Source organism: Streptomyces sp. NPDC051976 (genome assembly GCF_040680795.1).
Lineage (GTDB): Bacteria > Actinomycetota > Actinomycetes > Streptomycetales > Streptomycetaceae > Actinacidiphila.
On the sequence record NZ_JBFAXL010000052.1, the window covers coordinates 36,144 to 57,355 of the forward strand.

General features: G+C 67.7%; 21 protein-coding genes and 1 pseudogene. 9 read left to right on the forward strand and 13 right to left on the reverse strand.

Going from position 1 to position 21,212, the window contains the following annotated elements; genetic code table 11:
- Positions 1-399 precede the first annotated feature (399 nt).
- The 7 genes from AB0M29_RS35375 to AB0M29_RS35405 form a co-directional block, all read right to left on the reverse strand.
- Positions 400-1,797, reverse strand: a complete 1,398-nt coding sequence (locus AB0M29_RS35375) for an IS1380 family transposase (RefSeq protein WP_365390451.1) — start codon at positions 1,795-1,797, stop codon at positions 400-402.
- Between the two features lie 126 nt (positions 1,798-1,923).
- Positions 1,924-2,214 (reverse strand): hypothetical protein, encoded by a 291-nt coding sequence (locus AB0M29_RS35380; protein ID WP_365390518.1) that lies wholly within the window; start codon positions 2,212-2,214, stop codon positions 1,924-1,926.
- A gap of 72 nt (positions 2,215-2,286) precedes the next feature.
- A complete protein-coding gene (locus tag AB0M29_RS35385; RefSeq protein ID WP_365390454.1) occupies positions 2,287-3,678 on the reverse strand; it encodes an adenylosuccinate lyase family protein in 1,392 nt (463 codons plus the stop codon).
- The gene (locus AB0M29_RS35390; RefSeq protein WP_365390502.1) at positions 3,675-5,147 is read right to left on the reverse strand and encodes an NAD-dependent succinate-semialdehyde dehydrogenase; all 1,473 of its coding nucleotides are present in this window, start codon (positions 5,145-5,147) and stop codon (positions 3,675-3,677) included. The genes AB0M29_RS35385 and AB0M29_RS35390 overlap by 4 nt, the downstream gene beginning before the upstream one ends.
- Positions 5,148-5,323: 176 nt before the next feature.
- Positions 5,324-5,854, reverse strand: coding sequence for a type 1 glutamine amidotransferase domain-containing protein (locus tag AB0M29_RS35395; protein ID WP_365390456.1), 531 nt, complete (start codon positions 5,852-5,854; stop codon positions 5,324-5,326).
- A gap of 34 nt (positions 5,855-5,888) precedes the next feature.
- Positions 5,889-6,749: an SDR family oxidoreductase gene (locus AB0M29_RS35400; RefSeq protein WP_365390459.1), complete on the reverse strand. Its 861-nt coding sequence runs from the start codon at positions 6,747-6,749 to the stop codon at positions 5,889-5,891.
- 725 nt (positions 6,750-7,474) lie between these two features.
- Positions 7,475-8,338, reverse strand: a complete 864-nt coding sequence (locus AB0M29_RS35405) for a helix-turn-helix transcriptional regulator (RefSeq protein WP_365390461.1) — start codon at positions 8,336-8,338, stop codon at positions 7,475-7,477.
- A gap of 182 nt (positions 8,339-8,520) precedes the next feature.
- Here AB0M29_RS35405 and AB0M29_RS35410 point away from each other — a divergent pair, with 182 nt between their 5' ends.
- The 4 genes from AB0M29_RS35410 to AB0M29_RS35425 all read left to right on the forward strand — a co-directional run bounded on the left by AB0M29_RS35410 (position 8,521) and on the right by AB0M29_RS35425 (position 11,973).
- On the forward strand, positions 8,521-9,381 hold the full coding sequence (locus tag AB0M29_RS35410) for an SDR family NAD(P)-dependent oxidoreductase (RefSeq protein WP_365390464.1): 861 nt from the start codon (positions 8,521-8,523) through the stop codon (positions 9,379-9,381).
- A gap of 47 nt (positions 9,382-9,428) precedes the next feature.
- Positions 9,429-10,130, forward strand: a complete 702-nt coding sequence (locus tag AB0M29_RS35415; protein WP_365390466.1) for a type 1 glutamine amidotransferase domain-containing protein — start codon at positions 9,429-9,431, stop codon at positions 10,128-10,130.
- A gap of 137 nt (positions 10,131-10,267) precedes the next feature.
- Positions 10,268-10,564, forward strand: coding sequence for a hypothetical protein (locus tag AB0M29_RS35420; RefSeq protein WP_365390468.1), 297 nt, complete (start codon positions 10,268-10,270; stop codon positions 10,562-10,564).
- Between the two features lie 206 nt (positions 10,565-10,770).
- Positions 10,771-11,973, forward strand: coding sequence for an IS110 family transposase (locus AB0M29_RS35425; protein WP_365390471.1), 1,203 nt, complete (start codon positions 10,771-10,773; stop codon positions 11,971-11,973).
- A 165-nt stretch (positions 11,974-12,138) separates the two neighbouring features.
- On the opposite strand, the gene AB0M29_RS35430 is transcribed toward AB0M29_RS35425, so the two are convergent.
- Positions 12,139-12,810 carry a TetR family transcriptional regulator gene (locus AB0M29_RS35430; protein WP_365390474.1) on the reverse strand — a complete coding sequence of 224 codons (672 nt, stop codon included), beginning with the start codon at positions 12,808-12,810 and terminating at the stop codon, positions 12,139-12,141.
- 217 nt (positions 12,811-13,027) lie between these two features.
- Between AB0M29_RS35430 and AB0M29_RS35435 the strand changes: the two are divergent.
- Positions 13,028-13,153: pseudogene (locus AB0M29_RS35435) on the forward strand (YbhB/YbcL family Raf kinase inhibitor-like protein); the annotation flags it as partial.
- Positions 13,154-13,266: 113 nt separating this feature from the next.
- Positions 13,267-13,683: an ATP-binding protein gene (locus AB0M29_RS35440; protein ID WP_365390504.1), complete on the forward strand. Its 417-nt coding sequence runs from the start codon at positions 13,267-13,269 to the stop codon at positions 13,681-13,683.
- 271 nt (positions 13,684-13,954) lie between these two features.
- Here AB0M29_RS35440 and AB0M29_RS35445 read toward each other — a convergent pair whose 3' ends face one another.
- Both AB0M29_RS35445 and AB0M29_RS35450 read right to left on the reverse strand, forming a co-directional pair.
- Positions 13,955-14,074 (reverse strand): acyl carrier protein, encoded by a 120-nt coding sequence (locus AB0M29_RS35445; RefSeq protein ID WP_365390507.1) that lies wholly within the window; start codon positions 14,072-14,074, stop codon positions 13,955-13,957.
- A 66-nt stretch (positions 14,075-14,140) separates the two neighbouring features.
- Positions 14,141-15,094, reverse strand: coding sequence for an AraC family transcriptional regulator (locus tag AB0M29_RS35450; RefSeq protein WP_365390477.1), 954 nt, complete (start codon positions 15,092-15,094; stop codon positions 14,141-14,143).
- A 163-nt stretch (positions 15,095-15,257) separates the two neighbouring features.
- Between AB0M29_RS35450 and AB0M29_RS35455 the strand changes: the two genes are divergently transcribed.
- The gene (locus AB0M29_RS35455) at positions 15,258-16,109 is read left to right on the forward strand and encodes an enoyl-CoA hydratase/isomerase family protein (RefSeq protein ID WP_365390479.1); all 852 of its coding nucleotides are present in this window, start codon (positions 15,258-15,260) and stop codon (positions 16,107-16,109) included.
- 458 nt (positions 16,110-16,567) lie between these two features.
- Here AB0M29_RS35455 and AB0M29_RS35460 read toward each other — a convergent pair whose 3' ends face one another.
- Both AB0M29_RS35460 and AB0M29_RS35465 read right to left on the reverse strand, forming a co-directional pair.
- The gene (locus AB0M29_RS35460) at positions 16,568-17,347 is read right to left on the reverse strand and encodes an SDR family oxidoreductase (RefSeq protein ID WP_365390480.1); all 780 of its coding nucleotides are present in this window, start codon (positions 17,345-17,347) and stop codon (positions 16,568-16,570) included.
- An 822-nt stretch (positions 17,348-18,169) separates the two neighbouring features.
- Entirely contained in the window at positions 18,170-18,298 is a 129-nt protein-coding gene (locus AB0M29_RS35465; protein ID WP_365390482.1) for a hypothetical protein, read from the reverse strand.
- Positions 18,299-18,587: 289 nt separating this feature from the next.
- Between AB0M29_RS35465 and AB0M29_RS35470 the strand changes: the two genes are divergently transcribed.
- On the forward strand, positions 18,588-19,349 hold the full coding sequence (locus tag AB0M29_RS35470) for a glycoside hydrolase family 20 zincin-like fold domain-containing protein (RefSeq protein ID WP_365390485.1): 762 nt from the start codon (positions 18,588-18,590) through the stop codon (positions 19,347-19,349).
- Positions 19,350-19,415: 66 nt separating this feature from the next.
- Positions 19,416-20,618: an IS110 family transposase gene (locus AB0M29_RS35475; RefSeq protein WP_365390509.1), complete on the forward strand. Its 1,203-nt coding sequence runs from the start codon at positions 19,416-19,418 to the stop codon at positions 20,616-20,618.
- Here the strand turns inward: AB0M29_RS35475 and AB0M29_RS35480 are convergent.
- On the reverse strand, positions 20,611-21,096 hold the full coding sequence (locus AB0M29_RS35480; protein WP_365390486.1) for a hypothetical protein: 486 nt from the start codon (positions 21,094-21,096) through the stop codon (positions 20,611-20,613). The genes AB0M29_RS35475 and AB0M29_RS35480 overlap by 8 nt on opposite strands.
- Positions 21,097-21,212: the final 116 nt, after the last annotated feature.

Genomic DNA, 21,212 nt, shown 5'->3' on the forward strand with positions numbered 1-21,212 from the left:
GCCGGGACTTGGCCGTTATCGCGGCGGCGGCGGCGGTGTTCGCACAGTCGCCGCCGTGAGGGACATTCGTCAACGGATATTTCCAGCGACCTGCGGCGATGATCTCCACGAGATCGGAACCTACTTTCCTGCCTTGCGGGCGCTGCGTGAATCCACGCCGGTAGGCGGTCGGCGTGGTGTTGAGCGCGCGCCGGAAGTGCGGGCGGAGGTTGGCGCCCGGCCTGAATCTTTCACTGCAGTGTCGTCGTGATCTTGTGCCTGTGATGTCGCGTTCGTCCTGTCCGGCGGGCGGGGTCGGGCAGGGCTGCGCTTCGGCTGTCGTGCCGGTGACGCCGGTTTCCACGGGGCCGGGGGCTGCGGTGTCCTCCTCTCGGTGCTGGTCGGGGCTGGGCGTGTGGGTCAGGTCGGTGCGGGCAGGGCCCGGATGCGGCGGAACGCTTCGACGATCTGCTCGGCCCAGGGCCAGGTCGCGGGGATCTTCAGGCGTCGTCTGCGCTGTCCGCGGACCAGGACGGCGGGGACGTGCAGGAAGCGGTAGCGCAGGGTCTTCGGCGTGGCCCGGGCCATGGCGCCCTGGCAGCCGAGGAGTTGGAGCCAGTTGCGCAGGTCGCAGGCGAGCGCGGTTGCGGTGAGCCAGGCCTGGTTGATCTTCATGAAGCGGGACGGGAAGCGGGCGAGGCTCTCGGCCTTGCTGTCGCGGATCTTCGGCTCGACCCGGCAGTGGCCACGGTGGCGAAGATCCAGCCAGGCGGCCTGCCGGCCGGGGGTGTTGGTCGCGAACGCGGTCAGCCGCACCCCGTGCTCCCTCTCGTAGGCGCTCGCGTCCTTCGCGTACCGGGGGTGCAGAGGTTCGCGGCGTACGAACACCCGGTGGCCCTTCGGCCAGGTGTCGAGGTCGCCGAGCAGTCCGGTGATCTCGACCACGAACGCCTTCTCGCGCACGGTGCCGTCGGCTTCCAGTGCCGGTTCCCACAGGACGCGGCTGGTGCGGTCCTCCAGCGCGTCGACGGCGAGCACGGCGTCCATCTCCCGCCCGGTGAAGGACCAGCCGGTGGAGTACTCCCAGCGGTAGGACGGGTGCACGCGGCCGCCGCAGTCGGCGATCCACTTCAGCAGGCCGCAGGAGAATCCGGCCCTGTCGGTCCGGAACAAGACCTTGCGGCGGTACGGGCCCGGGAGCTGTTCGACGGCCTGCCGGAAGATCTCGATGTTGTCGGCGGTGTCGTTGCAGCCGGCGTCGCCCGGCCGTAGTTGGTGGGCGAGCATCTCGCCGGTGTTGTCGCAGTAGACCAGCAGCGGGCACAGGCCGAACACGCCCTTCTTGTACGTGCCGGCGGCACCCTCCTTCTCGGACGCGCAAGGAACCGGGGTGGCGTCGGAGTCCAGCACGGTCCAGCCCGCAAGCGGCCGTCCGTCCACCACCGTCCAGGGAAACCCCTCGGGGCGCTCTTCCAGCAGCTTCCACGCCCGGCGTCGGACGGCGGCGCGGGCCACCGCGATCCGGCGCTGCTGCAGCTCGCCGACCTCGTCCAGGGTCCGCCAAGCGGTCGCCGCCGACGCGACCGGGCCGAGCACCCCGCGCTGGTGCTCCAAGACGGCGATGTCACCGATGGCGACCGCCCCCAGCACGATCGCGCAGGCCAGGTCCACCAGGACCTGCCCGCGCGCGTGAGCCGGACGGAACCCCGGACGGCGCATCGCCCGCGTGAGCGCCTCGGCCAGCCCGGTCTTCTCCGCCAGCAACTGCAGGTGCACCCCGCCCACGTGCCCGAGCTGCCTCGTACCGTCAGCCGACATGGTCACATCCGCCAGGCGTCCACTACGCTTCCGCACGGATTCGGTGCCCCCACCCAGCGCATGATCAGTGCCTCGACACCACGGATCATCGCAGGTCGGGGCACCGATCCTGCCATCGGGTGACGTTCAGTCACCGCGGCCGAGGCCGCCGTGAAAGACCGAGGCCGGATGCAAGACGTCCTGGCTGTCTACCCCCGGCCCTACGATCCGGCACGCCGGGTGGTGTGCATGGACGAGAAGCCGTACCAGCTGCTCGGCCACGTCCGCGATCCGCTTCCCGCGCGGCCGGGAAGTGACCGCCGCGAGGAGGGTTCGCGCCCGCACCACGAACCGCTCGCCTTCGTCAGTCACCTCCTCGATGACCAGCGGGGACAGACCCGAAAACACCATCTGCACAAGCTCGTTGACATCCCTCACACGAACGACAACGACCCTCGCTACGTTCAGTCACCACCGAAAGTGAGACAGGGCCGAACGATTTCCAGTCCCTCACTTAGCGACATTTGAACACCCCCGCGCGAGTGTGCGATTGCTGGCTCTGCGAGTGACGGCATGTGTCATGGCCTGAGCACTGCCGAGATAGGCGGCGGGGTCGCTCAGCTGCCGAATTCGGTGTTCGCCGAGACTTGCGACGATGTCCGGATGTTTGAGCAGTTCGTCGGCGAGGTCGGTCCCAGCCTCCGTGGCCCGGGTGCATGCGTTGTAGACGAGGTGGTGGGCTCGCTGACGGCCGAGGTCGGGCGCGAGGGCCATCATGACGGCTTCAGCGAGAATGAGCCCTTCGGTCAGGCCGAGGTTGTCACGCATACGGACGGTGTCGACCTGCAGTTTCGGCAGCGCATGGGCGGCCTGCGCGAGAGAGGAGGACAGGAGGAGGAACGCTTCCGGGATCACGGCCCATTCGATGTGCCAGGGTCCGGTGGCACGTTCGAAGTCCTGCAACGTCGCATCCAGCATGGCTGAGGATTTGTCCCGCAGGAGCTTAGCTGCAGCGATCATGAGTTCGCTGGAGATGGGGTTGCGTTTCTGCGGCATGGTGGAGCTCGCGCCGCGTCCCTCCACGTAGGGCTCGGACAGTTCCCCGAATTCGGTTGAGCACATCATGGCGACGTCCATGCCGATCTTGCCCAGGGAAGCGCCGATAGAAGCGAGGAGTCCGACGAGCTCAGTGAGCCCGTCCCGCGCGACATGCCAGGTAATCTCGGGGTCCCGTAGGCCGAGTTCCGACGCCAGTTCGGCGCGCACACGCAGGGCGCCGGGGCCGGGCCCGAGGGAGGCCAGGGTGCCGGCAGCTCCTCCGAACTGGACCATCAGGTCACGTCGTCGCACGTCGGCAATCCGCTCGGCGTGCCGGTCCAGTGCTGAGAGCCAGACCGCGACGCGATATCCGAAGGTGATGGGAAGGGCATGCTGGAGATGAGTCCGGCCGGCTGTGACGGTGTTGAGGTGGGTGTCGGCCAGCTCTCGCAGGTCGTGCCGCAGACCGTCCAGTGTGTCGGCGATCAGGTTCAGGCCCCGAGCGCACTGCAGGACTGTCGCGGTGTCCATGATGTCCTGCGTAGTTGCGCCCCAGTGCAGGTAACCGCCGGCGTCGCCGCACTGTGCGGCGAGTTGGGTGACGATTGGGAGGATCGGGTATCCGACGTTGTCGGTGTCGCGGCGCAGCCGCTCGCGGTCGAGGCGTGCGGGGTTGCAGCATGCGGCGATAGCGTCAGCTGCGCTCTGGGGAATGATGCCGACACGGGCCTGTGCCTGTGCCAGCGCCACCTCGACACGGACGACCTCCGCCAGATACATCTCATCACTGAAAACGGCACGCATCTCGGAGGTGCCGAACATGTCCCTGAACAAAAGGGAGTCGAAGACGGTGCTGCTGCTCATCGGACGTTCCCCGATGCCTCCAGATGGCTGGGCGAGGGCCGCTGCGAGGGCGGCGCCATGTCGATGGCGAGGTACTTCTGTTCCAGGTACTCGTCGATGCCGGTGTTGCCACCCTCACGGCCGATGCCGGACTGCTTCATGCCGCCGAAGGGGGCGCTGGGGTCCGACACGTATCCGCGGTTGAGGCCCACCATGCCGGACTCAAGCCGCTCGCTCATACGCAGGGCCCGGTTCAGGTCCCGGGTATAGAGGTAGCTGACGAGGCCGAACTCGGTGTCGTTGGCCGCGCGGAGCGCTTCTCCCTCCGTGGTGAACGTGTGGATCGCGGCAACCGGACCGAAGATCTCCTCGCGGGTGATCCGTGCGCCGGCGGGAATGTCAGTCAGGACGGTCGGGGGGTAGAAGTAGCCCGGACCGTCCGGCACCAGAGCACCTGCCCGTACACGCGCGCCAGCGGCGACCGTCTCGTCGACCAGGTCGGCGACCCGGCGACGCTGGCGTTCGTCGATCAGTGGTCCGAGATCGGTGGAGGGGGCAGTACCCGCTCCGACAGCGAGCGTGCCCATGCGTGCGACCAACCTCCGGGTGAATTCCTCGGCGACGTCGGTGTGGACGTGGAAGCGGTTGGCGGCGATGCACGCCTCCCCGACGTTGCGGAGCTTGGCGGTCATCGCGCCCTCGACCGCGGCGTCGAGGTCGGCGTCCTCACAGACGATGAACGGGGCGTTGCCGCCGAGCTCCATCGAGGTCCGCAGCACTCTGTCAGCCGCCTGCGAGAGCAGGAGGCGGCCGACGGGGGTGGATCCGGTGAAGGACAGCTTGCGCAGCCTGCCGTCCCGAAGCAGGGGTTCGGTGACCGCTGCGGCGTGGGCGGTGGGGATGATGTTGAGGACGCCGTCGGGCAGGCCAGCGTCTGCGAGCACACCTGCGAGTGCGGCTGTCGTGAGCGGTGTCTGTGCCGCAGGCTTGACGATCATGGTGCAGCCGGCTGCCACAGCCGGTCCGATCTTGCGAGCCGGCATGGCCAGCGGCGCGTTCCATGGGGTGATCAGCAGACAGGGGCCCACCGGTTGGCGGGTAACCAGGACGCGGGCTGTGCCGTCCTCGCTGACCTTCCAGGTGCCGTCGATTCGGACGGCCTCCTCGCCGAACCAGCGCAGGTAGTCCGCACCGTAGCGAACCTCCGCCCGCGATTCGGCCAGTGACTTGCCCATCTCCAGGGTGATCAGAAGCGCGAATTCCTCCATGCGCTCGATCAGAAGATCGTGAGCCCGACGCAGGATGTTCCCACGGCGACGTGGGGGAAATGCCGCCCACCCGGCCTGTGCCGCGCTCGCGGCATCAAGGGCAGCCAGCGCGTCTTCCGGGACGGCGTTGGACACCTCACACAGCTTCTCGCCAGTGGCGGGGTTCTCCACCGGGAACGTTGTACACCCTGTAGCGGACCGCCACTGGCCGCCAATGAGCACCCCCTTCTCCACACGGCCAATGACGTCGAACTCGGGCAGGGTTGTATTCACGGAACTCTCCGGTGGGTTGATCGTGGCAGAGGGCAGCTAGTGCCCGAGGATGTGTCGCTCCTCTTGGCTGTCAGGGCCAGACGAGGCGACATGGGCGGTGGGCCCGCCGAGAGCAGCAGGCGGAGTCAATTCACCGACGCGTACCAGCCGTGGCGTAAGGCGAGCGCGGCGATCATGTCCTCGGCCATGGGCGCGATGGGTGCCCGGTTCTGGCCGGTGTTGTCGTGACGCACGTTGAACCGCTGCCAGGCAGTACCGCCGGAGCAGACCGCACCCAGTCCCCGCAATCGGGCGCTGAGCAGCCACGACGTTCCTTCTACGACCGGGCCGTAGCCACCAGAGGGGACGACCGTGACGTAGTCGTGGATGTCCACCTCGTCGAGCTTCGGCAGGGGGCCGAACTCCCGCAGTGCCTTCTTCGCGTGCACCACGTAGCGGGCACAGCCCACTCCGGCGATTTCCGGGCTGGCGCTGTGCTCGTCGAGCGGCTGCAGCACCCCTCCTCCCGGGGAGGCGAAGTCGACCGTGTAGCCAGCCTCGACGAATCTCTTGTGCGGGGCCGCCAGTTCCTCGGCCCAATAGCCGGTCGGGTACGTCGCGCCGTCGACGCGCTCCCAGACAGCAGCCGCCGACACGACGATCAGGATCTTGCTCATGGGGCAGCTCTCCTCTGCGATGTCTCGGCGGATCTCAGGCGGCGGGGAAGTCGGTGGCAGGCGCGGTTCCCGCGGTGGCCGCCAGGTTCGCCAGCAGCGCCCGGACTTTGGCGGTTGCGTAGGCATGGGAGTCCGAGCCGAGTACCTGGCGCAAGGGGCTCTTACCAGCCACGACCCGGTCGATGATGGCGGCGGCGCCCACAAGTGGGTCGGCGAGTTGGTTGCCCTGGAGCTTGAGATAGTTGTCGACCATCTGGCGAATGCCCGGGTATTGCTCGGTGGCGTCGGCTGGCACGGCGAGCGAGCTCTGGGAGAGGAAGCCGGTGCGGAAGCAGCCGGGCTCAACGATGGTCACGTCGATCCCGAAGTCCGCCACCTCGGCCGCCAGCGCCTCGCTCAGGCCCTCCAGCGCGAACTTGCCTGCGCAATACAGCCCCCAAGCCGGAACGGCGGTCAAGCCCAGGACCGATGACACGTTCACGACATGCCCGCTGCGCTGCGTGTGCAGAACGGGCAGCGCAGCACGCAGTACGTTCCACACGCCTACGACCTGGACGTCGAGCATGTCGCGGACGTCGCGGGCGCTGGTCTTCTCGATCGCGGCCAGGAATCCGTAGCCGGCGTTGTTCACGACGACATCCAGATCGTCGAAACGCTCGACGGTCTCCTGCACGGCCTGTTTTACCTGCGTCTCGTTACGAAGATCGACTGTCAGCGGGCAAAGGCGCGATGTGTCGACACGGTCACCGAGCGCCGCGAGTAGCCGCACGGACGATCGCGTCGTCGCCGCGACACAGTCACCACGCTCCAGCAGCTGCTTGACGAGGCCCAGCCCCACGCCATGGGAGGTACCGGTCACGAACCAGATCGCTGATCGGTCAGTCGGAATAGCCATGATCGCCCTCCAACGGAACGAGGTCGCCCCGAGTAGTCCGCCGGGTCGGAATGCATCCAGCGTGGATCACCACATCCCGCCGAAGGCGCGGCTATCGCGCCCTGTCAGACCGCGGACAAGGCAACCTAGGACTCGCAGGTCCAGCCGAGAACGCTCGACGTCGGCGACACCGGGGGTGTGTGGCGAAGACGAGCCGTGAACCGGAGAGGGAGCCGATGGCGGTACTGGTGGCGTTCATCGCCGGCCCCTCAGCGCCGCTGAGGCCGACCGCGTACTCGGCGAGGCCACTGTGTCGGTCCTGGTGAAGCTGGCGACCGCGCCGGCGGAACGGCCCTGATTGGGGCGCGGCGCCAGTTCGGCGGGCATGACGGCGGGCGGCGATGATCGGGAGCTCAGCCGGCGCGAGCGGCGTTCCTCACGGACCCGGGCGGCCGGGACGTCGGAGTGCCGGCTTTCACGCTTTCCGAGGCTGGCTGGACACGGTCTCCGAACGCGCCCGCCAGCCGTTGCAGATCCAGCTGCACTTGGCCCAGACACCGACGCCGATCACCTGCTCGGACTGCTCGATCAGTGGGAGATGGAGATGCTCGCGGCCTGACCACACGGTTCGCGATCAATCGCGCCGAGGCGGACCTCGTGTGGATCGGGGAGGCCCGGCTGTCCTGAGCGCCGACCGTGCCGTCCGTTGCCCATCGGCAGGAGTTCCCGAACACGCCGCTCCGGGCTCAGCGGGTCCGGCGGAATTCGGGGGTGAGCGTCCAGCTGGCCAGGAGGTCCAGAGCTTGCTGGGAGGCTGATGCGGCTGGGGCGGTGTAGACGAAGAGCGCGACGTCGGAGTCGCCGGGCAGGATGATGGTCTCGTATTCGACGGTGAGCTCTCCCACGAGGGGGTGAAGGAGCCGTTTGGAGCCGTGAGTGCGCTGGTAAACCCGGTGTTCCTCCCACCACTGGTCGAACTCCGGGCTCTCCGTACGTAGTTCGGCGATGAGGGAGAGAGTGGCCGGATCGTCGGGGTCACGGCCGACCTCCAGGCGCAAGCTCTCCACCGCGGCGCGGGCCTGTACTTCCCAGTCCACGAACAGGGTACGGGTGTCCATGTCAAGAAACAGCCACCGTGCGTAGTTGCGCTGCTGTGGTGGCATGGCGTCGAAGTCGGTGAACAGTGCCTTTGCCATCCGGTTGGCTGCCAGTACGTCGGTGCGCCGGCCCAGGGCCAGCGCGGGCACACCGGCCAGCGAGTCGAAAAGCTGATGCACTCCGGGGCGCAGGCGCTGCACGGCGGCGGGACGCCGCCGGTTGGGGTTGGCGCTGGTTCCGATGAGGTCCTTGAGGTGGGCGAGGCCTGCCGCATCGAGGTCCAGGGCCCGGCCGATGGCTTCGATCACGCTTGAGGAGGGGACGATGCGCCGCCCTTGTTCCAGGCGGCTGTAGTAGTCGGTGGACACTCCCGCCAGCAGGGCGACCTCCTCCCGTCTGAGGCCGGGAACACGGCGTACGCGTCCGTCGGGCGGCAGGCCCGCCCGTGAAGGGTCGCTCTGTGCGCGTGCGCGTTTGAGAAAGTCCGCCAGTTCGCGGTTGTTTTCTGCCATGACGCCAGTGTGACCGACGGTGACCGGACGCGCGTGGGTCTGTGCGTCCTAGGTTGGCGGGTCCGAGGCTGCGCAGGGCCGATCATGACGGCCGCGCCGGGGTTGTGGCGGAAGAGGCTTGAGTCATCCCCCGACCGGGCCGATCCATTGGTCCGGCCCCCTGCCGAACGCGAAGGATCACCATGTCTGTCACCGCCGAACGCCTCGGAACCTGGTTCGTGACCGGTACCTCTCGAGGTCTGGGACTCGAACTGGTCAGGCAACTGCTGAGTGCTGGCGCCGATGTCGCTGCCACGACGCGGTCTGCGGAGCGCCTGATCGCCTCTCTTGGCGAGGAGACCGACATTTCCAGTCTTCTGCCGCTGACCGTGGACCTGACCGATGAGGCTCAGGTGGAGCACGCGGTCGCCCAAGCCGTAGAGCGCTTCGGCAGCCTGGACGTCGTCGTCAACAACGCCGGCTACGGCTTCCTGGCGGCGGTGGAGGAAACCAGCGACAGCGAAGTCCGCGAGATGCTGGGTGTCCAGGTCATCGGCGTATGGAACGTTCTGCGCGCTGTCCTGCCCATCCTGCGTGAGCGCCGCGAGGGCCGCGTCATCAACGTCTCCTCAGTGCTGGGCCTGACCGCGGTCCCCGGCTGGGGCCTGTACTGCGCAGGCAAGTTCGCCGTGGAAGGACTGAGCGAGGCGCTCGCTGCCGAGGTGGCCGACTTCGGGATCAAGGTCACCATCGTGGAGCCCGGATACTTCCGCACCTCCTTCCTCACCACGGACTCCCTCGCCCTGCCGGCGCAGAGCACCGAGCACTACCCGACCGTCCGCACGATGGTCCAGGACCACCTCAAGCTCCAGGGCAGCCAGCTCGGCGACCCGGTCAAGGGCGCTGCTGCGATCATCCGCCAGGCCATCGCCGGTGACGGCCCGCTGCGCCAGCTGCTCGGCTCGGACGCTCACGCCTACGCCACGGCCAAGGTCGACGCGCTGCGGGCCAACCTGGACGCCGTCGCCTCCAGCGCCCCCGCCACCGACTTCCCCGCTGCCTGAAGCACCGCCACCCCACTGCCTCCACACGAAGAGCAAGGAGCACACTCATGAGCCGGATCCTGATCGTCATGTCGTCGGCCAGCGTCTGGGAGCGCACCGACGGATCCCAGTACCCCACGGGCTACTGGGCCGAGGAGCTCGCCGCGCCCCACGAGAAGTTCGTCCAGGCCGGACACCAGGTCGACTTCGCCTCGCCCGGAGGCGTCCTCCAGCCGCTAGACGCGCACAGCTCCGACCCCCAGATCGCCGGCGAGGACTGCGCCCGCTACGTCGCCCACGCCCAGCAGGCCCTGAGCAGCTTCGGGCCGCTGCTGAAGCTGGACGAGATCAGCGTCGACGACTACGACGCGATCGTTCTGCCCGGAGGCCACGGCCCTGTCGTCGATCTCTACCAGGACGGCAACCTGCGGCGCCTGCTGGTGGCAGCGGACCAACAGGGCAAGATCATCGGCGCTGTCTGCCACGGACCGGCAGGGCTCCTCAGCGCCACGGACGCAGACGGGAACTGGACCTTCGCCGGCCGCCGGATGGCCGCCTTCACCGACGAGGAGGAAGCCATCTTCGGGACCGCGGACAACGCCCCCTGGCTCCTCGCCAGCCGCCTGCGTGAGAAGGGCGCCCGTCACGAGCAGGGCGACCCTTACCAGCCCTTCACGGTGCGTGACGACAACCTGTTCACGGGCCAGAACCCTGCTTCCAGCGCCCCTATGGCCGACGCCATCGTGGACGCCCTGAAGACCCAGGTCTGACAAGCCGGCCGGTCATAACGCATTCCTGGGTGCCGCCCAGCCTCCTTCCCGGCAGGGCGGCACCGCTTTCGACGCAGCGGCACCCGCCCGCTCGCCCGGCCACCCATCGCACAGACCCCTTACGCAGGAAAACATGCATGTCGCTCACACCGACGCACGACAGCCCCGGCCACGAGGGAACGCCCCCACGCACAACAGCACCGAGCGCACCGGACCCGCAGACGCCACATCCCGTCCGCTGGATGCTCTTGGCCTGCGTCCCCATCGTCTCCGTGTGCGTCCTGTCCAACACCGCCACCTTGCTGTACACGGTGTGGCAGAACGACATCGGATTCTCGCAGAGCATCCTGATGTGGATCTTCGTCATCACGCTGGCAGGAGGTATCGGCCTCACGTTCCGTTGTCAGGCGTCCCTACCTTGTTGCTTGGGCTGAGCGAGCCATTCGTAGGGTTGGCTCACCCAGGGGTGCCGGGTGTGGCTTTCAGGCGTCTGCCGTGGTTGTGGCTTCCTCCGATTCGCCGCCCGGCGCCCCACGACGACTCGGCTGCTCATTAGGAATTGCGGCACTGATCGCTCAGTAGGGACTTGACAGCGAGGTCGTCCGTGGTGCCTGTACGAACATGACCTGCGGAGGAGCGAGTGACAGCGATCTGGGCCGGTATCGACGCCGGAAAGACCCACCATCACTGCGTGGTGATAGACGACACCGGCAAGCGTCTGCTGTCCCGGCGCGTCGCCAACGACGAGTCCGAGCTGCTCCAGCTCCTCGGAGACGTTCTCGACCTCGGCGACGAAGCGGTCTGGGGCATCGACTTGGCCGACGGCGGGGCCGCTCTGGTCATCGCGGTCCTGCTCAACCACGGCCAGCAGCTCCTCTACATCCCCGGACGAGCGGTCAACCGGGCATCCGAGGGCTACCGGGGCGATGGCAAGACCGACGCCAAGGACGCGGCGGTCATCGCCGACCAGGCGCGCATCCGACGCGACCTCACGCCCCTGCGGCCCGGCGACGAGCTGGTGTCCGAGCTGAAGGTCCTCACCCGCCACCGCCGCGATCTCAGCGACGACCGCACCCGGACCATCAACCGGCTCCGCGGCCACCTCACCGAAATCTTCCCCGCCCTGGAACGCGAACTCGACCTGGGCAACGTCGGCCCCCTGGTACTGCTGACCGGCTACCAGACCCCGGCCGCCATCCGACGCACCGGCCAGCGACGCCTGGCCACCTGGTTGCGCAACCGCAAGGTCCGCAGCGCCGACGAACTCGCCGCCAGGGCCGTCCAGGCCGCCGAAGCCCAGCACACCACTGTTCCCGGACAGGACATGGCCGCCCATGTCGTGCACTCCCTGACCAGGGAGGTGATGGCCCTCAACGAGAAGATCGCGGAAACCGACAAGCTCATCGAGGGCCGGTTTCGCCGCCACCGCGACGCGGAAGTGATCGCCAGCATGCCCGGCATCGGCACCCTGCTGGGCGCCGAGTTCCTCGCCGCCACGGGCGGAGACATGAGTGCCTTCACCAGTCCGGACCGGCTGGCCGCCTTCGCCGGCGTCTCCCCAGTACCTCGCGACTCGGGGAAGGTGAGCGGCAACCTGCACCGCCCCACCCGCTACAGCCGACGCCTCCAACGCGTCTTCTACACCTCCGCGTTGATCAGCATCCGCTACTGCGACGAGTCCCGCCGCTTCTACGACCGCAAACGCGCCGAAGGCAAACGACACAGCCAGGCCGTCATGGCCCTCGCCCGCCGCCGCGTCAACGTCCTGTGGGCCCTCTTGCGTGACGGACGGTGCTACGACTCCATACCCTCCGTCACAACGGCCGCTTGGCATCTCCATTAGGAATCGGGGCAGTCGCCTCGGCCCGCCTGCTGAACAGACCTCTAACATCTGCTCGTCGCCAGGGCATCGCCACAACACTCCCTGACGCCTTGGACTCGACAGAGCTCGCCGAACTGACGCCGAGTGTCAGGGATGCCCCATGCAGGCCGCGGCGGTCGGGGAGAATCAGTGGTTCGGCCGGCCCAGCGGCGTGTCGGTACCGTGCGGTGGGTCTCCGGTCAATACGTGGCCGAGAAGTTCCGCGAGCAGGTCGAGCACGGCAGCGGGGTGGCAGCCCTCGGGGTCGGCGAGCCAGGCCAGGCAGAGGCCGTCGAAGGCGGCAGCGATCAATTCCGTGACCGCGGTGGCGCGCTGTGCGTCGAGGCCTGCGGGCGCGAGGTCGAGCGCGCGGCCGGCCAGTTCGCGATAGCTGGCGTACTGCAGCCGGGCCAGTTGACGCATCGCCGGGGTGCGCAGTGCGAGGGCGGTGAGTTCGTAGAGTCCGAGTTGTGCTCCGGGATCGTCGCCCGCGATCTCCGCCCACGCCGCGTGCAGGCCGTCGCGGATGTCGTCGACCGTACCGCCGCGTGGCATTCCACTGGCCGTGACCGCCGCCTCGAGACGTCGTACGACTTCGCGGACGACCTGTTCGAGCAGGTCATTCTTATCGGCGAACCAATAGTGAACCGTGCCGAGCGGCACACCGGCCTCATCTGCGATCTTCCTGGTGGTCGTGGCAGCCACCCCTTCGCGCGCGATCACCCGCAGCGCGGCTTGGACCAGCTCATCGCTGGTGGCGCGCTGGGGACGGTTTCGGCGCTTGATCGCGGCTGGCAGGTCGCCGGACTCGGTGGTCATACGCACCAGTTTGGCACAGAACCCAAAATTTATGGTCAGTCGACCGGAAACACTGGTCATATGACCAGATAACTGCGTATGCTGCCGGTATGCAGCACGAACAGGATCCCGCACAACGCCTGCCGATCCGGCACCCGCGTCCGCCCCGCCCCCAGCTTCGACCCCGGCACTGGGTAGCGGTGAGGGCCGTGCCCGGCCGACGGGGCGGCGCCGATGAAACGGGCTGCGCGTCCCCTCCATCGGCGTCCCGCCCGACGCCACCCCGGCCGTCCTGGGCTTCACCATGGCTGGCCACATCCTCGGCCGCGCGGTCCTGACCGCCACCGCCGAAACCCCCACCTGACCGACAGCATGACCCAACTCATCGGCACCAAAGAAATGGATCTCCGCGCCGTCTGTGCACCCGCCGAGGCGCCGTCGCCCGCTACCACAGGACCGCACTACCTGGACCCCGACATGGATCACACGCCGCACGCTGTACCCCACCCCGAAGCACACCGCTACTTGCCGCACAACGCCACCGCTCCCGCGGCGGCCCGCCGGCTCACCCGCGCGCTCCTGACCGCGTGGGGCTGGAGCCCCGACGGTATCGACCGCGCCGTTCTGGTCGTCTCCGAACTCGTCACCAACGGCGTCGAACACGCTCGCCCACCACTATCCCTGCAACTCCGTCCGATCGGACCCGACTCCGACGAGCCCGACCTGGGCATCAGGGTCACAGACGGAGGACCCGCCGATGAACCTGGACCCTGGACCCATAGCTGCGCGCCGGATGAGCACGGCCGCGGCAGCCTCCTCATCGCATGCCTGTCCACGCCGACGGAGACGCGGCGCCCAGCCCGCAACCAATGGCTCATGGTTTCCTCCGCATAGTCGGCCGGGAGGTTGGTGAGCACGTTGACTTACAGGCTCCTCCGCAGGAGGCGCTCCCTGGGCGAACGCTCATCGGTGTTGTCAACTTTGACAGAGCGTCAGATAGGTCCGTGTCCTGCGCCTATGAATCCACTGGCGGAGAACCCGCTCGGCGCGTCATGTGCGGGCCCTGGTCGAGCATCTTCTTTGTCTGACGCTCTATCAAAGTTGACAGCGTCCTCTGTACTGTCGTCCGTCGCGATAGAGCTCTTGAGGGTGAGCTGGCGGCAGATCAGTTGACCACGTGCCTGACCGTGTTGCCGGCGAAGAGGAAGCGTGGCGGCATGTCGGTGGCGAAGGTCGACAGTAGCCGGTTCCGAAGCCTGACGGCCATCAGTGAGTCGAGGCCCAGCTCCCAGCCCGTCGCTCGGCCACGAGGCCCACCGGGCGCCCATCGCGGGCGGGATTGCGACTGCGCTCAGACATCTGCAGCGACGGACTCCTGGCGCGAAGCGTGGCGGAAGCGCGCCGGTGGCAGTCCCCTGGTTCGGTGGAACGCCCGGTTGAACGCGTAGACAGAGGTGTAACCGACGGATCGCGCGATGACCTCGATGCCGGCGTCGGAATCGCGCAGCCGCCGGGCGGCGATGTCCATCCGCCACTGGACGAGGTATTCCGCCGGGTTCCGTCCGGTGGCCTCGTGGAAGCGCCGATTCAAGGTGGAACGGGAGACCGCCAGGAGCTGGGCGAGGCGTTCGGTGGTCCAGGGGTGGGCAGGCTGGGCGTGGATGCGAGCCATAGCGTCGCTGACCAGCGGATCGGTGAGGGCGCCGAGCCAGGAACCGCGAGCGAGGCCGGGCGCGGTGTCCAGCCAGCTGCGCAGGATCTGGACGAGCACGATGTCGACAAGGCGATCCAGGACGACCTGGGCCCCGGGCCGCGGGTTCGCGATCTCCCGGATGAGTAGGCGCACTACGTCGTCGAGCGCGGTGGCCGCCCCGTTGGCCTGGATGTGGACGATCTGGGGGAGCAAGTTGAGTACATGTAGGGAGACGACCTGGTCGTGCCGATAGGACGCGCCCAGGAGTCTGGCGCGGGGGGAGCCGGCGCCCAGGAGCAGCGGTGCCCCCTGGTGTCGCAGTTCGTCAGTGGCCTTGGTGTCGCACGGCACCGGTGTGCGGCGAGGGTCATCGGTGATGCTGTGAGCGATGCCCGTGGGCAGCAGGACCACGTCCCCAGGCCCCAACTCGACCGGCCGCAGCTCGCCGTCCGCGGCTGCCGGGATCACCCAGACATTACCGGTGGCGACGGCATACAACACAGCGTCGGCGTTCTGCGCCCAGGACGCTCCCCAGCCGCGACCGGCTTCGATACGGACCGCGGCAGTCCCACTGACTCCCGCCAACGCGAGCGCGTCAACCAACACATCCACGGCAAGGATTCTACGACGATCTCGCGCGTAGAGACCGCGCTCATGACACAGACGGACAAAGAAGTAAGCATTTCTGTCATTGAAGCATCCGTTGCGACGTCCATACGGTTGTTTTGGGAGGGCGAGACCCGCGCCCCTTGAAACAAGCGAATGAAGGAACGTCATGCCTCTGCCTGAAACCGGCTACACCGCGCTGCATGTCCGTCGCAATGGCGCCGTCGCCACCGTGACCTTGGACAACCCGCCGGTCAACATCCTCAACACGGCTATGGCCGCCGATCTGATTCGGGTGGTTCGTGAAGCCAAGGCCGACAAGAGCCTGCGGGTGATCATTGTGGAGTCGGCCAATCCGGAGTTCTTCTCGGCCCACGCAGACGCCAACTGGATGTTCGATCCGTCGGAACTGATGGCACTGGCCGATGGCGAGGGGGATCCGGCCCTCAATCCGCTGCAGCAGTTGCACGAGCGGTTCCGCACGCTGCCGCAGGTCACCATCGCAAAGCTGCGCGGACGCCTGCGCGGTGGCGGTTCCGAGCTCGCAATGGCCGCCGACATGCGCTTCGCCGCCCGCGGCCAGACCTGGTTGGCGCAGCCGGAGACGCGTATGGGCATCTTTCCGGGCGGCGGCGGTACGCAGTACCTCACGCGCCTTCTCGGCCGCGCCCGGGCTCTGGAGATTGTCCTCGGCGCCGAGCTGTACGACAGCGAGCTGGCCGAGCGGTACGGCTGGATCAACCGCGCCATCGAACCCGAGGAGCTCGACGCCTTCGTGGAGCGGCTCGCCAGCCGTATCGCCGCACTTCCTCCCGGCGTCGCCGAAGCGGCTACGCAGGCCATCGACGCCGCCGAGGCCAGCGGGCCGGTGCCGAACCTGGCCGAGGAGGCTCAGTCGCACGCAAGGGTCTACCCGGCTCCGCAGTCCGTCGTCGACCTCATGCACCAAGCGATCGCGGCCGGGCTGCAGACCCGCGACGGCGAAATCGACCTTGAAGGCATGTACGACCGGCTCGGGTGAGATACCGTTCCGGCCCTGTGTACCAGGCGGGGCCGGAACTCGTACGGTGTCGCGAAGGGGCACCCCATGGCTGAAGCTTCCGCTTGATGTTGGACACCTGGACTGGGACGTGAGGTTCCAGAGGAAGTAATGCCAGGTGAGAAGTAAGAGCAACCGCAGCAGGCGGTACTCGGCGGAGTTCAGGCGGGACGCGGTCGCGCTGGTCCGCTCGTCTGGGGGGACCGTCACCGAGGGGCCCGGGAGATCGGGCTCGCGTTGAGGGGCTGCGGAACTGGGTCACGTGACTTCACCGCGAGCACACCGGGTGAGAAGCTGGTCGGCGACATCACCTACCTCCCCACCGACGAGGGCAGCTTGTTCGTGCGCCTTCTGGGCATCGGTAAGCAGAAAAACGTGCTGTCCATGGCTACACCGAGCGCAACCGTATCTATCGATGCCGGGAATGATCTTGTCCGTCGTCAGGTGTTCGTACGCTGAGGCACTTCGGGAACGGCGAGGACCCCGGCGAGCACTTGGCGCCAAGTGACCTGTGCCGCTGGAGGAGCCTGGCGTGCCATGGCCCTGTTCGGCCAGACGGCCTGTAGCGAGGAGACGCGTGGTTCGGTGAGTACGAGGACGGGTTCATGCAAACCGTTCGTGGAGCGGGGCAGCAGGTCGTACAGCACGCCCGCGATGGCCGCCTGGTAGGCGTCGGGGCCGAGAGACGGACCGGGCATGAGGGTGTGCACGCGGACGTCGGGGGCCAGTTCGGCCGAGAGCCACTCGGTGATCGCCGTCAGGCCGGCCAGGGCCGTGTCCTGCGGAGCGTCCCGTATGACGTCGGTGACCACGTTGATGACTGATCCGCCGCGTGTGCCCATCCAGCGCCAGTACGCGCGCTGAACCAAGGCCAGTGGCATCACCAGATTTCTCAGCAGGATGTCGCGCAGGGCCAGTGGGTCCAGTTCCATCAGCGGGGCCGGCTGTGGGCCGGCGGCGATCAGGTTCACCACGTGGTCCAGGCGGCCGAAGCGGTCGATCACCGCATCGACGGCCTGGCCGAGTACGACCGGATCGCCGGGGCGGCAGGGAAGGGCGGGCGACGCCGGATCCGGCAGCACCGTACGCCCGCCGCGGGCGAGAGTGCCCGCGAGTGCCACTTGAGCGCCTCCCGCCAGCAGGCTCTGGGTGACCTCTTCGACCAGGGCACCCGTCCCGGTGAGGAGGACGACCTTCCCGGACAGGCCGCGATGTGCCATCTCATCTTCCCTTCGTCACTGCCTTGCCAGCAGTCGGTCCGGACGGCCCCCGGCATGGCCGACATTGATCAGGTCCATCACGGATAGATCGGCGAGGCATAGCAATCTTCTCTGTGGGGCACAGAAATGGGTGAGCGGCCCGACCTTCATACAGAAGTCTTACTGGAGGGCGTTGACTTGCGTACGCCATGAGAGAGCTCGGGTGCTGCACCGCCCGCAATGCACGCCGTCTCCCCGCGCGCACTAGGTCGAGGGCCTGCCCAGCGGCACCGCTGACCTGTGCAGCCACAGGGGCTCAGTCAGCCGCGGTGGGTTCTTGGCTCCGGGGATGTCGTTCTCCTGTACCGGATGCGCGCTTCGATGTCTCCGCGGGGGCGCTGGCCCTGAATCACTACTGATGATCTCTGGTTGGAGTCGTTCGTGGATCGAGCACTGTTGCTGTTCCGGCAGTTGAGACCTGCGACGTCACGCGAAGAATCTCGGTAATTCACTGGCCCGGCAGCGCACAGTCTCTTGCCGGTGATCACCGCATGGACCTCGCTTTGGACCGCATTGCAAGCGGCAAGGGCTGATGAGTCGGCCTCCTGGCAGACATCGGTATTCCCGGACGCCGTACCACTCGTCCTATAGCTCGACCCGGGTGCAACATCCGCATCCAATGTTGCATCTCCGCTGTGACGTGTCAAGAACCGCATTGGGTACCGCCCAAGCGATGGGTGATGAGGACCGAAGCGATGGCCCAGGCCGTTGCCCACCATCCGTTCCCTGCCCGGACATCTGCGGGATCGTCCCACTTCTGGGGGTCACGGTCTCGCGGAACGGTTACTCGACGACCGGCCCGAAGTCGGTCAGCTCCCTTCCCGAGCGGACCCCGTTGCGGCTGTTGCTGCTGGCGGCGCCCGCCGGATCACGCTTCTCGTGGTCGGACTGTCCGGTGGTCTCACCCTTCATGAGCCGACACCGGCACCTGCTTGTCAGCTGCTGATGCCACCGCCCTCCCCGGTCAACTGCAGCCCGCCGACGCCAGCCCAGTCGACCGCACGCCCGATCACCGCACAGATCCCACGGAACAGGGCCGAACGGTCTAATAAGAAGATCTGCTGCGCCCGGTGCTCTTTCTGGAGAAGGTGGCGAAGGCGGCACAAGGCTGACGGACCCTCCCGGGAAACCACCACGTCTCCCCCACCCCCATACTCCGGAGCCACCCGTGCCCGTGGGGCCCTTCCCCAAGCCTCGCTCGATGACCACCACCACGGGTGGCGCCGCGTTCGACGCGCCCGTGAACGCGACCGCCGACGACATCCTTCCTGCCCAGGGCTACCGACTGCGGACCGAGCCCGGTGGCATCACCATCCGCCACCGCGACACCGCCGGCCTGCGCTACGCCCAGCAGAGCCTGGACCAGCTGCGCGCCGCTTCCGACTTCCCCGCCGTGGGCTACGACATCGCCGACCACCCCGACTTCGCCGTCCTAGGCTTCCTCCTCGACATCAGCCGCGACCGGGTCCCGACCCGCCGCACCCTGGAACGATGGCTCAGCATCGTCGCCCTGGCCCGCTTCAACCAACTGGAGCTGTACTGCGAACACACCTTCGCCTTCCGCGACCATCAACAGGTATGGCAGGACGCCTCCCCGCTGACCGCCGACGACCTGCGGTGGCTCGACGTCCGGTGCGCCGCCCCCGGTATCACCCTCGTGGCGAACCAGAACACCTTCGGCCACATGGAACGCTTCCTGCGGCACGAGGCGTACATCCACCGCGCGGAGAACCCCGACGGCTTCGACCGGGGCGGTGTGCACCGCCCTCCCAGCACTCTGGCTCCCCCCCGTTACCGTCTTCGTGGCTCCGCAATGGGGCTACCGGCCTTCGGGTCCGGCATGACTTCCCCCCTTGTTGTTGATGATCCGGGGGGTGGTGTCACCGGGCCCGGAGGCATCGACGGACCGCTGATGAGGGGCTTGAGCACCGGCTTCGCCCAAAGCCGGAAGAGCTCTCCGTAACGTGGATGTGGCAGCTCGGTGCCCAGGCAAGGCCGGACGAAAGCGTGATGGAGGGGCCTGCACGTGATCGACACCGGCGACATCGACGTCTTCCTCGGCCTGGACGTCGGCAAGGGCGAACACCACGCCACCGCCGTCACCCCGGCCGGGAAGAAGGCGTTCGACAAACGGCTGCCCAACACCGAGCCCAAGCTCCGCGAGCTGTTCGCCAAGCTCCAGGCCAAGCGCGGGACGGTGCTGGTCGTGGTCGATCATCCGGCCTCGATCGGGGCCCTGCCGCTGGCGGTCGCGAGGAACATGGGCTGCCCGGTCGCCTATCTGCCGGGGCTGACGATGCGGCGGATCGCCGACCTCTACCCCGGTGAGGCCAAGACGGACGCGAAGGACGCGTTCATCATCGCCGACGCGTCCCGCGCGATGCCGCACACGCTGCGTGCGATCAACGGCGAGGAGGAGACGATCGCCGAGCTGGAGATGATCGTGGGGTTCGACGACGACCTGGCCGGCGAGGCGACCAGGGTCGCAAACCGGCTGCACGGCCTGCTGACCCAGATCCACCCATCGCTGGAACGGGTCCTGGGGCCCCGGTTGCAGCACCCGGCCGTCCTCACGCTGCTGGAACGGTTCGGGTCCCCGGCCCAGATCCGCAAAGCGGGCCGGCGTCGGCTGGTCACGCTGCTGCGGCCGAAGGCACCGAGGATGGCCGAGCGGCTGGTCGAGGAGATCTTCGACGCGCTGGACGAGCAGACCGTGACGGTTCCAGGGACCGAGGCGGCCGCGCTGCTCGTCCCGAGCCTGGCCGCTTCACTGACGGCCGTGCTCGACCAGCGCAGACTGCTGGCCGGGCGGATCGAGGAACTGCTGGAGGCCCACCCTCTTTCGAAGGTACTGACCTCGATGCCGGGAGTCGGCGTCAGGACCGGAGCCCGGATCCTGATCGAGGTCGGTGACGGCAGCGCCTTCCCGACCGCCGGTCACCTCGCCGCCTACGCAGGACTCGCCCCCGCCACCCGGAACTCAGGCTCATCGATCCGCGGCGAACAACCCTCCCGCAGAGGAAACAAGCAGCTCAAACGGGCCTTCTTCCTCTCCGCGTTCGCCGCCCTGGGCGACCCGGAATCAAGGGCCTACTACGACAAGAAGATCGCCCAGGGCAAACACCACACCCAGGCCTTGCTCTGCCTCGCCAGGCGCCGGGCCGACGTCTTGTTCGCGATGCTCCGCGACGGAACCTTCTACGAACCGCAGCCGTCGGCCGCGGTCACCTGACCTGCGGGTCTGCGAGGAGAACGACTCGATCAGCCTCGACGTCGAAGCCGAGCACCGGATGGCCATAGTCGCCTTCCGGGTCCATCAGCACCGGCTTGCCCAGCCGCTGCCCGATCGCCCGAAGGAAGCCGCAGAACACATCAAGTCGATCCTGGCCCTGCAACTCCCGCAGGTCGACGTCGAAGTCGACTTCATCGTCGGCATCGAAACGGAAGATCGCCAACACATCGGCAGTCGGCCAGACCCGCAGGTCAGGGCACTCGGCATCCGCCGGGCGGGACAGCACGGCTTCCGCCCGGGGCACCGGAAGCACCGTCAATCCCTCGGAGTACTGGCACTTCCAGCCCTTCTCCGCGACAAGATCGAGGACCGCCTGCCAGTCCTCCACCGAGGCGTCCGGGACACGCACGTCCGGCAGCGACCCCATCAAGTCCGGGTCGAAGAAGCACTTCACGTCATCCCACAGCAGGTCGGTCACCCCGCCATGTTGCCCGGCTCCCAGGCTCAACGCAGCCCTGTTTCCTTGACCAAAGGCATAGGGGCACCCCCCCGACAACTCCGCCTTCGCCACCTCCCTGCTCCAGGAGGTCACCG

Excerpts from the sequence above, each read along its gene's own strand:
- AB0M29_RS35375 (WP_365390451.1), bottom strand. The coding sequence starts at position 1,797 with ATGTCGGCTGACGGTACGAGGCAGCTCGGGCACGTGGGCGGGGTGCAC.
- AB0M29_RS35385 (WP_365390454.1), bottom strand. The coding sequence starts at position 3,678 with ATGAGCAGCAGCACCGTCTTCGACTCCCTTTTGTTCAGGGACATGTTC.
- AB0M29_RS35395 (WP_365390456.1), bottom strand. The coding sequence starts at position 5,854 with ATGAGCAAGATCCTGATCGTCGTGTCGGCGGCTGCTGTCTGGGAGCGC.
- AB0M29_RS35400 (WP_365390459.1), bottom strand. The coding sequence starts at position 6,749 with ATGGCTATTCCGACTGACCGATCAGCGATCTGGTTCGTGACCGGTACC.
- AB0M29_RS35405 (WP_365390461.1), bottom strand. The coding sequence starts at position 8,338 with ATGGCAGAAAACAACCGCGAACTGGCGGACTTTCTCAAACGCGCACGC.
- AB0M29_RS35410 (WP_365390464.1), top strand. The coding sequence starts at position 8,521 with ATGTCTGTCACCGCCGAACGCCTCGGAACCTGGTTCGTGACCGGTACC.
- AB0M29_RS35415 (WP_365390466.1), top strand. The coding sequence starts at position 9,429 with ATGAGCCGGATCCTGATCGTCATGTCGTCGGCCAGCGTCTGGGAGCGC.
- AB0M29_RS35420 (WP_365390468.1), top strand. The coding sequence starts at position 10,268 with ATGTCGCTCACACCGACGCACGACAGCCCCGGCCACGAGGGAACGCCC.
- AB0M29_RS35430 (WP_365390474.1), bottom strand. The coding sequence starts at position 12,810 with ATGACCACCGAGTCCGGCGACCTGCCAGCCGCGATCAAGCGCCGAAAC.
- AB0M29_RS35440 (WP_365390504.1), top strand. The coding sequence starts at position 13,267 with ATGGATCACACGCCGCACGCTGTACCCCACCCCGAAGCACACCGCTAC.
- AB0M29_RS35455 (WP_365390479.1), top strand. The coding sequence starts at position 15,258 with ATGCCTCTGCCTGAAACCGGCTACACCGCGCTGCATGTCCGTCGCAAT.
- AB0M29_RS35460 (WP_365390480.1), bottom strand. The coding sequence starts at position 17,347 with ATGGCACATCGCGGCCTGTCCGGGAAGGTCGTCCTCCTCACCGGGACG.
- AB0M29_RS35465 (WP_365390482.1), bottom strand. The coding sequence starts at position 18,298 with ATGAAGGGTGAGACCACCGGACAGTCCGACCACGAGAAGCGTGATCCG.
- AB0M29_RS35470 (WP_365390485.1), top strand. The coding sequence starts at position 18,588 with ATGACCACCACCACGGGTGGCGCCGCGTTCGACGCGCCCGTGAACGCG.